This is a genomic window from Pseudomonas sp. UBA5706 (genome assembly GCF_002419965.1).
GTDB lineage: Bacteria > Pseudomonadota > Gammaproteobacteria > Pseudomonadales > Pseudomonadaceae > Aquipseudomonas.
Genome location: NZ_DIHC01000009.1, coordinates 113,517 through 126,545, shown reverse-complemented (window position 1 = coordinate 126,545; position 13,029 = coordinate 113,517). Strand labels below are relative to the sequence as shown.

The window sequence follows — 13,029 nt, the reverse complement described above, 5'->3', positions numbered from 1 at the left end:
TTTACCGGACATTAGTGACGCTCTGCGTGGGAACGGTCACACCCCCTGTAACCAAGTACTCCCGCTGCCCCAGCGCCGCCTGATCGGCTCGGCGGCGGACCGGCATTATTTCCCAGGTGTCAACGTCAACCGCTGCTTGCCGTACACCTTCTCGAAATTCGCAGGCTGCATCGGCATCGACATGTAAAGCCCCTTCATCCAAGGGTCGATACCATCGGCGAAATGCGGGCTCGCCGGGTTACCCGACTGTCCCGCCGCATTCTGCGCCATCATCGGCTCCTGCTGCGCGAAGTCGACGATCATGCGCATCGCTGGAATCACCGCTGCATTGAAATCCTGTCCCCAGTGGAAGCCCGACGCATTGAGCGTCGTATGATCGCCTCCTGCCGCCATCGGCCCTTTGACCACACTCGCGCTGCTGCCTCCGGTCGCAGCCGTCAATCGAGCACTCTGCGACGTCCACGTGTACTGGTGCAATTTGCCCCATTGCCAGGCCTTATGATCGCCACCCAATTGGCTCTCCCCGGCACTGATGGCCGCTGCAAGGCTGCGGGCCAGAATCGTCGGCTTGTCCTCTTTCTGCGGGGTTTTCACGTCGTCCCAATACGGACTGTCGTCCCGCCCAAGCAGGTGATCGGCCTGCGGCGAGTAGGAAAGGGCGGCACTGCGTACCAGTGCTTTCCAGCCAGGGCTGCTTTCCGGACCCAATTCGTCGAGGAAGATCTGCTTGGCACTTTCTTGCAGGAACAGCTCATAAATCGCCGCGTCGGTCGACGTAGGCGACAGGCGACCGTCGAAGGCCATCAAGCGGCTCAGTGCCTCGCGTGCCTTGTCTTTGTCTGCCGGCGCCAACGCGTCGATGGCCTGCTTCAGCGGTTTGGCCATGCCAGGGGCATCAAACATCTTCTTCAGCTTGGCAGCGAACGTGGTGGTCTGGTCATATTGCATGGCAATCGTGCTGCGCGTGTCCTGCTTGCCGGCATTGGCCAGTTCGGCGATGCGCTCGGCCCTCTCCGGGTAGCCCCACGAGTTGGACAGCTGCATCCCGTAGCCCTTGGGCACGGTGCGCTGGTTGGCCGTGCCGATCCAGCCTTGCTGCGGGTCTTGATCGTAAGGGTGAAGCATCGCGTCGGCGTAGCCGTCCCAATCGAATCGACCGTCCCAGCCCGGCGATGGAATCAGGCCCAGACCTTCCCGACGATTCGGATAGCGCCCGGTGACCTGCCAGCCGGTATTCGAGGCGTCGGCGAAGACCATGTTCAGGGTAATCGCGCGAATTTCCCGGGTTGTGTCGAACGCCCGCTGGACATTCTGCGCACGGGTCAGGTCGAACAGCGCATCAAGGGACTTGTCGTCCTTGACGCTCGGCGTCTGCAATGCGATCCCCACACCGTTACTCAACTGCGCTGAGCTGCCGTTGAGCAACGGGCCATGGCGGGTTTCGTAGGCGCGCTCGCGCACCGGGCTTTGGCCTTTGACGAAATAGGTTTCTTCATGGGCCCCGGCGGCGATCCATTTGCCATCGGCCATGACCATCAGGCGATTGTTTTCGCGCTTGAGCTTTTCCAGAAACAGGTCCTGATTGTCGCCCATCGCCGGGCCCATGCCCCAGGCCAGCGTGCCGTTGAAACCGGAGAGCACCAGCGGCAGACCGGCAACAGTGGCGCCCGCAGCCTGATACTTCGGTGAGCGGATCTGCACGAAATTCCACAGCGACGGCAGCGTCGCAGGCAGTTGGCTGTCGGTGGCCAGCAGGCTTTTGCCCGCCCGGGCGCGTTGCGCAGCGATGACCCAGTTGTTGGACGCCGACACCCCCAGCAGATTGAGATCGGAGAGCTGCAGCGCCGCCTTGTCCAGATCACTCAGGCCGGGCATCTGACTGCCCAGGTTCAGGCCCGTGAGCTTGTCCGCTTCGGCGAACGGCAATTCCTCGTCAGGGTAGGTCGGCAGGAGCCAGGCGAGTTTATCGGCCCCGACCTTCTGCGCCAGCACCAACGATGCAAGCTCTTCTTGCAGATTCACCGACAGGCTGAAGTTCAGCAGACTGAAGATCAATGCTGAATCTTCGGGCTTCCAGTATTCAGGCTTGTAGCCTGCGTCCGCCAGATCGGACGGCAACTTGTCGCGATAGCGGAACAGGTAGGCGTTGACGCCTCGGGAATAGACCTCGAAGAAGCGCTTCAGGCGCGGCGATGAGGCGTTGTATAAGTCGCCCGCAGTTTGCTTGAGATTGGCGGCGCGCATCATGCGGTCCAGGTCCAGTGCGCCGGGACCTGCAATTTCCGACAGGCGGCCCTGGGCCAGGAGGCGCATTTGCACCATCTGCGATATGCGATCGCTGGCATGGACGTAACCGAGGGTGAACAGCGCGTCGTGAAAGGTGCTGCTTTCAATCAACGGCATGCCGAGGTTATTGCGGCGTACTGACACGTTCTGCGCCAGCCCCTTGATGGCGTAGACGCCACTGGTGGGCGGGAGGTTGTCACGGTCTTCGCCGCCCAGCTGGCAGCCGGCGAGGCTCAATAGCCCCAATATGGCAGCGGTTGCGCTGAGTCGAGTCTTAAGGGGTGAGAGGGCTGGCGAGGCCATGATGTAGCTCCTGCGAGGGTAGGCGTTGCAAATGCGCTACGTTAGAGAGCAGGCAGTCGCTAAGCAAGCGGCGCAGAGGGGTTTATTCAAGGATTTTTCGGCCGGTGAATGTTGAAAATATTCTAAAGGTGTGACCGCGTGTTTGCGCGAATCGACTCAACGGCAGGGCTGGCCGACGATAGCGATATTAAGGTCGCTACCCAAGGCAAGCCATGCTGTTAAAAGAGGTGTCGACGTGTCAGGTCGGTCATCAAGCGCCGTGGCACTTTTTGAATTTCTTCTCGCTGCCGCACGGGCAGGGATCGTTGCGACCTACGTCTTTGAGTGCATTGCGCACCGGTTCCTGAGGCTCGTGGTTGCAGTGCGGGCCGTGGACATGGCCGTGGTGATGATGATGGTCGTGGTGGTCGTGATCGTGGTCGCAATCAGGGCCATGCACATGGGCTTGCTGGTTCATAGGCTACTCCGGGATCAAATTGCCGGGAATTATGTCGCCATCGCGGCCAATACGCACGCTGTGTCCGAATAAAAATCCGGTCTTGAGCTTGCCTTCCAGGCGGTAGTGAACAGGCTGATCCGATTTTCCGAGCATGCGTGTGACGTCCTTGAGGTGTTCCCAGAGGTTTGTGCGGACAGGCACCGAGAAATTCCGGTGGCTGTTGGCCTTGACCACGAACCAGTCGCTGTAGTCGCCATCTGCGATGAGGATGTCATCGAGCAACACCTTATAGCGCAGGCCCCGCACCAACACGCTGGAGTCGTTGGGGTTGTCCACCCGAAAGCGCAGCTTCAAGTCCTGTTTGAGCAGTCTGGCCTTGACTACATCGACCTTGAGCAGCTTCACCTCGGGATCCTCGGCGCCGCCTGTGAGCAGCGACGAACAACCGGATAATGCCAGCACCATTAATAGGCCTACGGCTCTGATTACGCTTGCCTGAAACACTGTGAGTTCACTCCCTGTCTTGCGTGAGTCTAGCAAGCGCCCGACGCGCGGCAATTCGCTGTTCCAGGGAGCCTGCGCCATACTCACGCGATGTGTCGAAGGAGTATTGACCCGTGAAGCGGTACGAAATTGTTTTTTCTGGCCAATTAATACCTGGTGCGCAACTCGACCGGGTCAAAGCCAACCTGGCAAAGTTGTTTCAAGCCGACGCCCCACGTCTCGCGTTGCTGTTCTCGGGACGACGACTGGTATTGAAGAATAACCTCGATCAGTCCGGTGCCGAGAAGTACCGCTCGACTCTGGAGCGCGCCGGTGCGCAGGTCGAAGTCGTGGCAATGCCGGGCGCCGTCGAAACCGAGCCAGCACCGCAAGAGGTCGAAATCGAAGAAGTCGAACTGGCGCCGCCGCCGGATGAACCGAGCTGGACACGCAGGCCGCCCCCTGCGCCGAAACCGGTTCAGGACGGCGGCGTGCGGGCTGGGCAAAGGTCGAAGCTTGAACCACGGGATGTCTACGTGGCCGCGTTCGTCGACGTCCAGGCGCCGGATTTTACGCTGTCTGACCCGGGCAGCGACGTGCAGGACCCAAAAGCGGAGCCGGTCGCGCCGATGCTGGACCTTTCGGGCCTGAGCCTGGCGCCGGAAGGCAGCGACATGGGGCAGGCCCGCGCGGTCGAGCATGTGCTGGTCCCGGACATCTCGCACCTCAAACTGGCTTGATGACGATCCTCACAGAAGCTTGGGAAGTCAGGGACCCGCTGTGCCAGTCCGTCCTGTCCGCGGCGGCTCGAAAGAAGCCGCCTCTGGCCAGTCATATGGCATTAGGTTCAGGGCTCAGGCCATGTAGGCCGAGCAGCATTTCTTGAACTTCTGCTCGCTGCCGCACGGGCAGGCGTCGTTACGTCCGGCCTTGAGTTGCACGGTGGGGTCGATGAAGTACCATCGGTCATTGTGCTGGACGAACGCCGAGCGCTCCCTGTGGCTGTGCTCTCCGGTCGTATCGTGCCAACGCGCAGTGAAGGTGACGAAGGCGTGTTCCGGCTTGCCGCCTAGCAGCTCGGCATTCTCCACTTCAAGCCCCAGCCAGGTGCTTTGCGCACTCCATTGGCTGATCGATTCGCGATCCAGGCTGTGCTTCTGCACCGGTAACGTGGTGTCGAGCAGATAATCCACCAGGCCCAATACATAGGCACTGTAACGCGAGCGCATTAACGCCTCTGCGCACGGTGCGGGCAGGCCTGCGTGATAACGACCACAGCAGCGGTCCAAAAGGTTGCCGCTGCCACAGGGACAAATTGCACTGCTCATGAGGCGGGTCTCACCACCAGTATTTGCCGAAATTCTCCGGGTTGGCCCAGAACTTCGCGTTCAGCCAATCCGGCACCTGTTTGTATTCGCGCAAGTCGTAAGTGAATAAGGTCAGCACCTGTTCGTTCCTTGCGAAGCGCTCACTGGCCTGCAACGCCAGTGAATAAAAATCCGTGGTCTGCCAGCCGCAGGCTTTTATGTCCGCGAGAACGGCAATACGGCTGGCGTTGAGGTTGCGAATACCGCCGAGCAATTCCAATCCCGCGCGTTTGGGGATGTGTTCCAGACAATCGACCACCAGCGCCATATCGAAACGCTGCGCAGCAATTTCGGCAGGCAGTGCACCGGGGGCTGCTTGCGCCAGCTCGGTATCCGGGTGGGCATCCTGAAAAGCTTGCAGGGCCGGAAAGCTGTCCGCGCCAATCAACAGTAGACGCTTGGGCGCATATCGCTCGAGCAGCGCCGCCAGTGCCTGTTGCGGCGTGCGGGTGGAAAAACTGTCGATCATCGAAATTCCTCAATAGGGCCGGCAAGGTTAACTTGCTCTATCCGGGCGGCATAGGGGGGCTTCCGCCACGCGGGTCCGTTTCTGTGATGGTGTTTCTCGACTCTGATTGGGAATAACAAAAGCGTATCGTTTCGCGCCCCATGCCTGTCTTCGCAGGAACGCGGCTCGCGTTGCGGACGCCCTGGCGCGCAACTGCGTCAGGCTTGAACTTTCAATCGGTCGCCATGACAAAGCGTACGGAGTGAAGGCAAAAGGCTATTCCTAAGCACTCGCCCGTCTGCGCACCCAAAATCCATCAACCGCCGCAATTAGGGTGGCAAGGGGCTCCAGCGCCGTCTTTACTCCATCTCAGTCGGTTTTAGCCGATACCAAAGGAGAAGAACTGTATGAGCATGATTCGGACAGCGTTACCTCTGATTTTGGTTACCAGTGTATTGACCGGTTGTGCCGGCTTGCAAAAGACCGACTGGCCTCTGTGCGCCGCGGGTGGTGTGCTGAGCGGGGCGGCGATTGGCGCGTTCCAGTCGGCTTCCGTCGCCGCTGGCTTGGGTGGCGCAGTTGGTGTCATGGCAGGCGCTTATTGCTGGGCTCATGGTGATGGCGACGACGACGGCGATGGTGTGCTGAACAGCGTCGACAAGTGCCCGAATACTCCGAAAGGCACACCGGTCGATGCGACGGGTTGCCCGATCGTAGCGCCTGCTCCTGAGCCGGTGGCTGCGGCTCCGGTTGCGCTACCCAAGGAAGAGGTGATCACCATCCGTGATGTGCATTTCGAGTTCAACAAGGCGACGCTGACGCCGGGTGACAAGCAGCAGCTGGATCTGGTGGCGAACAAGCTGAAAACCGAAGCGCCTAATGTTCAGTTGCACGTGAGTGGGCATACGGACAGCGTAGGCAGCGATGCTTATAACCAGAAGCTGTCGGCCAAGCGTGCGCATTCGGTGACTGATTATCTGGTTAGCGCGGGCATTGCGCGCAGTGCGTTTGTGTCGGTCGAAGGTGACGGTGAAAGCCGTCCGGTGGCGGATAACAAGACGGCCGAGGGGCGTGCGTTGAACCGTCGGGTCGAGATCAAAATCAATCGCTGATTGAGTTCCGTGCAGTCAGGAAACCCCCGGCCTTCGTGTCGGGGTTTTTCTTTTCAGTCGCTGGCAAAGCGGTTTCTGCAAATCCTGTTCGCTGCGTAGATGGAACCGAGCGCGTGTCCCCATCAAACCAGCGGTATTTGAAATCATCCTCTGGCATAGTCGCCTCCGTCGCCGTACTGTGCGCAAAGCATTTTTTGCAGCATGGAAATAAAAAAACAGCAGGGGCGTGTCATGAAGGTGGTTTGGGGGTTGGGAAAAGTGTTGACGTTAGGGTTCTGGGCAGTGGTGCTGGTCAACCAGGTGGCCGTCCTGCCGATTCCTTTCGATATGTTGATCACGCTGGCCGGCAGTCTGTTGCTGCTGACCCATCTAATGGAGTTGTTTCTCTTCAATGGCAGCCTGCGGGGGCGTCCACATCCTTGGCTTGACCGCGTACAGATTCTGATTTTCGGCATTTTCCACCTGCAGTCCTTCGGTCGCCACCAGGCGGAGGTTCACCATGCGTAATGCGTTATTGATGACGGCAGGCCTACTGTCGGCCCTGAGCAGTTCTATGGTGATCGCCCAAAGCATCTCGGTGCAAACCCATTCGTTGATGCGCCTGCCGAACAACGCCAGTGTCGTGCAACTGGACCGTCTGGAAGTGGCCGATTACGGTACCCTGCTGATCCCGCGCGGGTTGACTGAGGTGCGGGTCGGGCAGTTGGTCATGGGCCATGAATCGCGCATCGCTATCGTGCCAAGCGTCGACTCGTTCACGCTGCAGGTCAAACAGGGTGACCTGAGCAGTGGTGCCGAAATTACCGCTCGCGGCGCGCCCGGGACGTTCGAGAAAGCGCCGTCGCCAGGCCGTAATCTGAATCTGAGGATCGAGGCATTGAATGCCGACGAACTGTCCATTGATGCACGCGGCGGCGCAGGGTCGCCGGGTTATGCAGGCCTGGACGGCGGCAACGGTCAGGAGCCGGGCTGTACCTGGGGCGCGGCGAGCCGTGGTTTCGACGGCGACAACGGCGGCAATGGCCATGACGGTGCGCCCGGTGCAGTGGTGCGCCTGGAACTGCCCCAGGCTTTTGCGGATGAACGCGTGAAAGTCAACGTGCAGGGCGGGGCGGGCGGAATCGGTGGGGAGGGCGGTCGCGGCGGCAAGGGCGGTGCGTCCAAGGGCTGTCTGGTGTATCACACCGACGGCGCTAAATCCGGCAGGAACGGCGACAAAGGTCAATCTGGTGCCGTCGGGCCTGCGGGATCTGTAAATGTGCGCAAATTGTAACGCCACCTTCCTCGTAACAGGACCATTGCCCCACTGACAGCATGGCTTACCGGCGGTAGCGATTTCATCAAAGCCGCCGCCGACAAGCCGCGCAGGTACTGTATGGGGGCCTTGGTTTCAATCAAAACCCTGGGCGTGCCGCCGCGATCGCAATCACCACAATCCCCACCAGCAGGTTGATGCCAACCAGGCGCCGTATTCCCCCCAGCGCCACTGCACCCTCGGCCCACTGCCCGGCATCCACGGCCTTGCGCAGTTGCGGCAGGTTCAACGTCGAAATCCTCAGAAACAACGCCACCATCACCACATACAGCCCGATCATCACCTGTACGTAACGCGGTGCAGTCTGAAAGCCGCTGAAATTAATGCTGATCATGCCGATCCCGGTCACCGGCAGCATGATGATCGCGCACCATACCCAGACGAAAAAACGCGCGAACACCTGCACCCACAGTTTCAGCCGCGCCGGGCCCTCCAGTGCGGCGATGACCGCTGGTCGCAGAATCATCCAGGCGAAAAACATCCCGCCTACCCACAAAACAGCGGCTAGCACATGCAGGACGTAGACAAAGGCTACAAGTGGCATCGAGAACTCCGATCTGCGCAGAAAGAATTAGCGCGGTATGATAGCCGCCCGCTGCCACCACTGATAATTTATCCAGCGGTTTTTCTACCTGCAAATCCTGTAACGCCGAGCCAACGACCCTGCCCATGATCAGTACCGAACTCAAATCCCAGATTCAGGGCGCGTATTCGCGTTTCCTCGAAGCCAAGAGCCTCAAGCCTCGCTACGGCCAGCGCTTGATGATTGCCGAGGTGGCCAAGGTGCTGGGAGATATAGACACCGACGAGGAAGGCCGTCGTTCGGGCGACCCGGCGGTGGTCGCGGTGGAGGCGGGGACCGGCACCGGCAAGACCGTGGCTTACGCGATCGCCGCGATTCCCACGGCAAAGGCTGCGGGAAAGCGCCTGGTCATTGCCACGGCAACCGTCGCGCTGCAGGAGCAGATCGTCCACAAAGACCTGCCTGACCTGATGCGCAACAGCGGCTTGAGTTTCACCTTTTCTCTGGCCAAAGGGCGCGGCCGTTACATGTGCCTGTCCAAGCTCGACATGCTGCTGCAGGAAGGCAACGCACAGACTGCCACCGCTCAGCTTTTCGAGGAAGAAGGCTTCAAGATCGAGGTCGACGAGGCCAGCCAGAAGCTCTTCACCACCATGATCGAGAAACTCGCCGGTAACAAATGGGACGGCGACCGCGACAGTTGGCCTCAGGAGCTGGCCGACCAGGACTGGGCGCGGCTGACCACCGATCACAGCCAGTGCACCAACCGACATTGTCCGAATTTCCAGCAGTGCGCGTTTTATAAGGCTCGCGAAGGTATGGGGAAGGTCGACGTAATTGTCACCAACCACGATATGGTCCTCGCCGACCTGGCGCTGGGCGGTGGGGCGGTGCTGCCGGACCCTCGGGAGACGCTGTATGTGTTCGACGAAGGCCACCACCTGCCAGACAAGGCCATCGGCCACTTCGCGCATTTCAGTCGCCTGCGTTCGACCGCCGATTGGTTGGAGCAGACCGCCAAGAATCTCACCAAGTTACTGGCCCAGCACCCGCTGCCCGGTGATCTGGGCAAGCTGATCGAGCAGGTGCCGGAGCTGGCCCGCGAGATCAAGACCCAGCAGCAGTTCATGTTTACCGCGTGCGAGCAACTGGCCGATTTCAAGGCCGGCGAGGACATGGAGGGCCGTGAGCGCCCGCGTCATCGCTTTGTCGGGGGCGTGGTGCCCGAGCACATGCGCGAGATGGGCATCGAGCTGAAAAAGGGTTTTGCCCGGCTTGACGACCTGTTCACCCGGCTCACCGAACTGCTCAAGGAAGGCATGGATGGCGAGGTCAATATCGGCATCGCCAGCCATCAGGCCGAAGAGTGGTATCCGCTGTTCGGCAGCCTGCTGGCCCGAGCCCATGGCAACTGGGAACTGTGGACCGCGTTCACCGCTGAGGACCCGGAAAACAGCCCGCCCATGGCGCGCTGGCTGACCCTGGCCGACAGCGGTTCGCTGTTTGACATTGAAGTCAACGCCAGCCCGATCCTTGCGGCCGAGATGCTGCGCCGCAACCTGTGGAACGTGGCCTACGGCGCGTTGGTCACCTCCGCAACGCTCACCGCCCTTGGCAAGTTCGACCGTTTTCGCATGCGCGCCGGTCTGCCCAAGGACGCTGTGACTGCTGTGGTGCCAAGCCCCTTTCATCACGCCGACGCCGGTGTACTGCGGGTACCGGACCTCAAGGCCGATCCGCGCAATGCTGCCGAACACACGGCAGCGATCATTCGCGAACTGCCGGATCTGGTGGAAGGCTCCAAGGGCACGCTGGTGCTGTTTTCCTCACGCAAACAGATGCAGGAAGTGTTCGACGGACTGGAGCGTGACTGGCGCAAGCGGGTGTTCATTCAGGGCAACCTGTCCAAGCAGGAAACCCTCAACAAACACAAGGCGCGGGTCGATGGCGGTGATGAAAGCGTGCTGTTCGGTCTGGCCAGCTTCGCCGAAGGCGTCGACTTGCCAGGCGCGTACTGCGAGCACGTGGTCATCGCCAAGATTCCGTTTGCGGTGCCGGACGACCCGGTTGAAGCCGCACTGGCCGAATGGATCGAAGCTCGCGGCGGCAATCCGTTTATGGAAATCGCCGTGCCCGACGCGTCTTTGCGCCTGATCCAGGCCTGCGGTCGGCTGCTGCGGACCGAGCAGGACCGCGGCATCATCACCTTGCTGGATCGGCGCGTGGTTACCCAGCGTTACGGCAAGGCCATCCTTAATGCATTGCCGCCATTCCGCCGGGAAATTTCCTGAGCGTTGTCCGGGATAAAAGGCGCCCGAGCGGGTCTTATCCCGGTCTGCCCGATTGTCAGGGTGTCACCTGACGCGGCGGTTTCCGAGATCAAGGAGCACCCGATCACATGATTCGCCGTTCGTTGTCTGCCGTCCTCGCTTTTGCCTGCGCAGGCCCTGTATATGCCGCATCCGGCGGCCAGCAGACGCTGTTCAATTTCGTTCGTCCCGCCGATGTGGTGCAGGTCACGACCCAGGATGCAAGCCTGCCCCAGGCCAACGCCGAACAAACGGCGGAGGGCGAAGTGTTGCGGCGAGTGACGTTCAACCCGGTGGCCAAACCCAGCCTGCGCCTGGCACCGCAGGTGGGTGTTTGGGATTGGAGTGGCGACAGCGCCATGACGCTGCGCGTGCAAAGCGCGATGGATTGGGCGCTGACTCTGTATGTGCAAATCCAGAGCAGCGATGGCAAAACGCTTAACAGCCGCATTGACCTGCCCGCCGGCCCGGCGCAAACCCTGATCGTGCCGCTCAAAGCCAGCGCTGCACTGAGCCAGGGCATGCGCGCCGGACCACCAATGCCATGGAACTACCAGGGCCAGCGCGTGCTGCTGGCCAATACCGATGGGGAGTTGAATGCCAGCCAGGTGACATCGGTTTCGGTTTACATGTCGCAACCCAACGTCGCGCAGAGCGTCTTGATCGAGAAGTTTGGCGTCCAGGAGGACGACACGATTCAAAAGGCTGCCTACAGCAATCTGCTCGACGGTTATGGCCAGTACACGCGTGACAAATGGCCGGAAAAAATCAGCAACGACGATCAGCTAAAGAGTCTGGCCAGCAAGGAACAACAGCAACTCAAGGCTTGGCTCAAGGATCGTCCGGCACACGACAAATACGGCGGTTTGCTCAAGGGGCCGACATTCGAAGCCAAGGGGTTCTTCCGCACCGAAAAGCGCAACGAGCGGTGGTACCTGGTGACTCCCGAAGGCCATCCTTTTTATTCGCTGGGGGTCAATGCCATTACCCCAGACGACAGCCAGACCTATGTCGAAGGCCGTGAGTCGATGTTCGCCAGCCTGCCGGGGCACGACGATCCACTGTCCGCGTTCTACGGCACAGGTGACGACAATCGCAGTACGGGCGCCAACAAGGATCGGCAGTTCGACCAGGGTCGCTGGTTCGATTTCTACGGTGCCAACCTGCAGCGAACCTACGGCGTGCCCAAGTGCGTCGAGGTTGTCAGACCCGCACCCGCGGTCGATGAGGAGGACGAGACGGACTCATCGGCGAAGGATGCGCCTGACAATGAGCACCCCGCCCCCTCGGCCGAGAAGCCCGCGGCACCGCCGCCTGTGGTGGATTGCAAGCCGGTGAATGTGGACCGCAAGCGCTGGGTCGACCATACCCTGCAACGCATTCAGGCATGGGGCTTCAATACCGTCGGCAACTGGAGTGAACCCGCTCTGGAAAACAAGGACCGTGTGCCCTACACGCTGCCGCTGTCCATTGTCGGCGACTACGTCAGCATCAGCACAGGTCATGACTGGTGGGGCGGGATGCCCGATCCGTTTGACCCGCGCTTTGCCATGGCGACCGAGCGGGCGGTTGCCATCGCCGCCCGCGATCACCGTGACGACCCTTATCTGATTGGCTATTTCGCCGACAACGAGCTGGCGTGGGCGGCCCCTGGTGATGATCCCAAGGATCGCTATGCACTGGCCTACGGCACCTTGAAGCTGACCACTGATGTACCGGCCAAGCGTGCGTTTCTCAAGCAACTGCGCGACAAGTACCGCAATCAGGAAGGCTTGTCGAAAGCGTGGGGCATCGACCTGCCGGCGTGGGAATTGATGGAGGATCCAGGCTTCGAGCCGCCTTTGCCGAGCCCGCAGCATCCGGAAATCGAAAACGACCTCAAGTACTTCCAGCGCGTATTTGCCGAGACCTACTTCAAGACCATTTCCGATGCCTTGAAATGGCATGCGCCTAACCATCTGCTGCTGGGCGGACGCTTCAGCGTCAGCACGCCGGAAGCGGTTGAGGCCTGCGCCAGATATTGCGATGTCCTGAGTTTCAACCTCTATACGCTCAAGCCCCAGGACGGCATGGACTTCGCCAAGCTGCGTGTGCTTGACAAGCCGGTGCTGGTCAGTGAATTCCACTTCGGCTCCCGCGACCGCGGGCCATTCTGGGGAGGCGCCATAGAAGTGCCTCGGGAGGAAGATCGCGGTCCGGCTTACGCCAGGTTCCTGAAAAACGCCTTGTCCGAGCCCTCCATCGTTGGCGTGCATTGGTTCCAGTACCTGGATCAGCCCGTGACCGGGCGCAAGCTCGATGGCGAAAATGGCCATCTGGGTTTGGTCGGGATTACCGATGTGCCATGGCAGGGCTTCGTCGAGACCGTGCGCAAGGCCAATGGGTCGGTGGCAGATGCGTTTGGCAAGTTCGCCGTGGACGCTCCCTGATCAAACTCACTTGCT

Annotated in this window: 12 protein-coding genes; 6 read left to right on the top strand and 6 right to left on the bottom strand. The window is 60.5% G+C overall.

Translation table 11 applies throughout. The features are described 5' to 3' along the window. Positions 1 to 105 precede the first annotated feature (105 nt). The 3 genes from B3I26_RS05285 to B3I26_RS05275 form a co-directional block, all read right to left on the bottom strand. Entirely contained in the window at positions 106 to 2,589 is a 2,484-nt protein-coding gene (locus tag B3I26_RS05285; RefSeq protein WP_296255848.1) for a penicillin acylase family protein, read from the bottom strand. Between the two features lie 250 nt (positions 2,590 to 2,839). Continuing rightward, positions 2,840 to 3,046, bottom strand: a complete 207-nt coding sequence (locus B3I26_RS05280; RefSeq protein WP_296255846.1) for an SEC-C metal-binding domain-containing protein — start codon at positions 3,044 to 3,046, stop codon at positions 2,840 to 2,842. 3 nt (positions 3,047 to 3,049) lie between these two features. Beyond that, positions 3,050 to 3,493: an LEA type 2 family protein gene (locus B3I26_RS05275; protein ID WP_296255844.1), complete on the bottom strand. Its 444-nt coding sequence runs from the start codon at positions 3,491 to 3,493 to the stop codon at positions 3,050 to 3,052. A gap of 152 nt (positions 3,494 to 3,645) precedes the next feature. Between B3I26_RS05275 and B3I26_RS05270 the strand changes: the two genes are divergently transcribed. Further along, positions 3,646 to 4,251 carry a hypothetical protein gene (locus B3I26_RS05270; protein ID WP_296255842.1) on the top strand — a complete coding sequence of 202 codons (606 nt, stop codon included), beginning with the start codon at positions 3,646 to 3,648 and terminating at the stop codon, positions 4,249 to 4,251. A 114-nt stretch (positions 4,252 to 4,365) separates the two neighbouring features. Here B3I26_RS05270 and B3I26_RS05265 read toward each other — a convergent pair whose 3' ends face one another. Together B3I26_RS05265 and B3I26_RS05260 are read right to left on the bottom strand one after the other, a co-directional pair. After that, positions 4,366 to 4,839: a YchJ family protein gene (locus B3I26_RS05265; protein WP_296255841.1), complete on the bottom strand. Its 474-nt coding sequence runs from the start codon at positions 4,837 to 4,839 to the stop codon at positions 4,366 to 4,368. A gap of 10 nt (positions 4,840 to 4,849) precedes the next feature. Then, on the bottom strand, positions 4,850 to 5,347 hold the full coding sequence (locus B3I26_RS05260; RefSeq protein WP_296255839.1) for a DUF6231 family protein: 498 nt from the start codon (positions 5,345 to 5,347) through the stop codon (positions 4,850 to 4,852). A 386-nt stretch (positions 5,348 to 5,733) separates the two neighbouring features. Here B3I26_RS05260 and B3I26_RS05255 point away from each other — a divergent pair, with 386 nt between their 5' ends. The 3 genes from B3I26_RS05255 to B3I26_RS05245 all read left to right on the top strand — a co-directional run bounded on the left by B3I26_RS05255 (position 5,734) and on the right by B3I26_RS05245 (position 7,711). Next, positions 5,734 to 6,438 carry an OmpA family protein gene (locus tag B3I26_RS05255; RefSeq protein WP_296255837.1) on the top strand — a complete coding sequence of 235 codons (705 nt, stop codon included), beginning with the start codon at positions 5,734 to 5,736 and terminating at the stop codon, positions 6,436 to 6,438. Positions 6,439 to 6,669: 231 nt separating this feature from the next. Continuing rightward, positions 6,670 to 6,945: a DUF1145 domain-containing protein gene (locus tag B3I26_RS05250; RefSeq protein ID WP_296255835.1), complete on the top strand. Its 276-nt coding sequence runs from the start codon at positions 6,670 to 6,672 to the stop codon at positions 6,943 to 6,945. Continuing rightward, complete coding sequence (locus tag B3I26_RS05245) at positions 6,938 to 7,711, top strand: collagen-like protein (RefSeq protein ID WP_296255833.1); 774 nt, start codon at positions 6,938 to 6,940, stop codon at positions 7,709 to 7,711. Before B3I26_RS05250 ends, B3I26_RS05245 begins: the two co-directional genes overlap by 8 nt. 121 nt (positions 7,712 to 7,832) lie before the next feature. Here the strand turns inward: B3I26_RS05245 and B3I26_RS05240 are convergent, their stop codons facing one another. Further along, positions 7,833 to 8,297: a CopD family protein gene (locus B3I26_RS05240; protein WP_296255831.1), complete on the bottom strand. Its 465-nt coding sequence runs from the start codon at positions 8,295 to 8,297 to the stop codon at positions 7,833 to 7,835. Between the two features lie 125 nt (positions 8,298 to 8,422). On the opposite strand from B3I26_RS05240, the gene dinG reads away from it, so the two are divergent. Together dinG and B3I26_RS05230 are read left to right on the top strand one after the other, a co-directional pair. Then, the gene (gene dinG, locus B3I26_RS05235) at positions 8,423 to 10,567 is read left to right on the top strand and encodes an ATP-dependent DNA helicase DinG (protein WP_296255829.1); all 2,145 of its coding nucleotides are present in this window, start codon (positions 8,423 to 8,425) and stop codon (positions 10,565 to 10,567) included. 107 nt (positions 10,568 to 10,674) lie between these two features. Further along, complete coding sequence (locus tag B3I26_RS05230; RefSeq protein WP_296255827.1) at positions 10,675 to 13,014, top strand: beta-agarase; 2,340 nt, start codon at positions 10,675 to 10,677, stop codon at positions 13,012 to 13,014. Positions 13,015 to 13,029 lie beyond the last annotated feature (15 nt).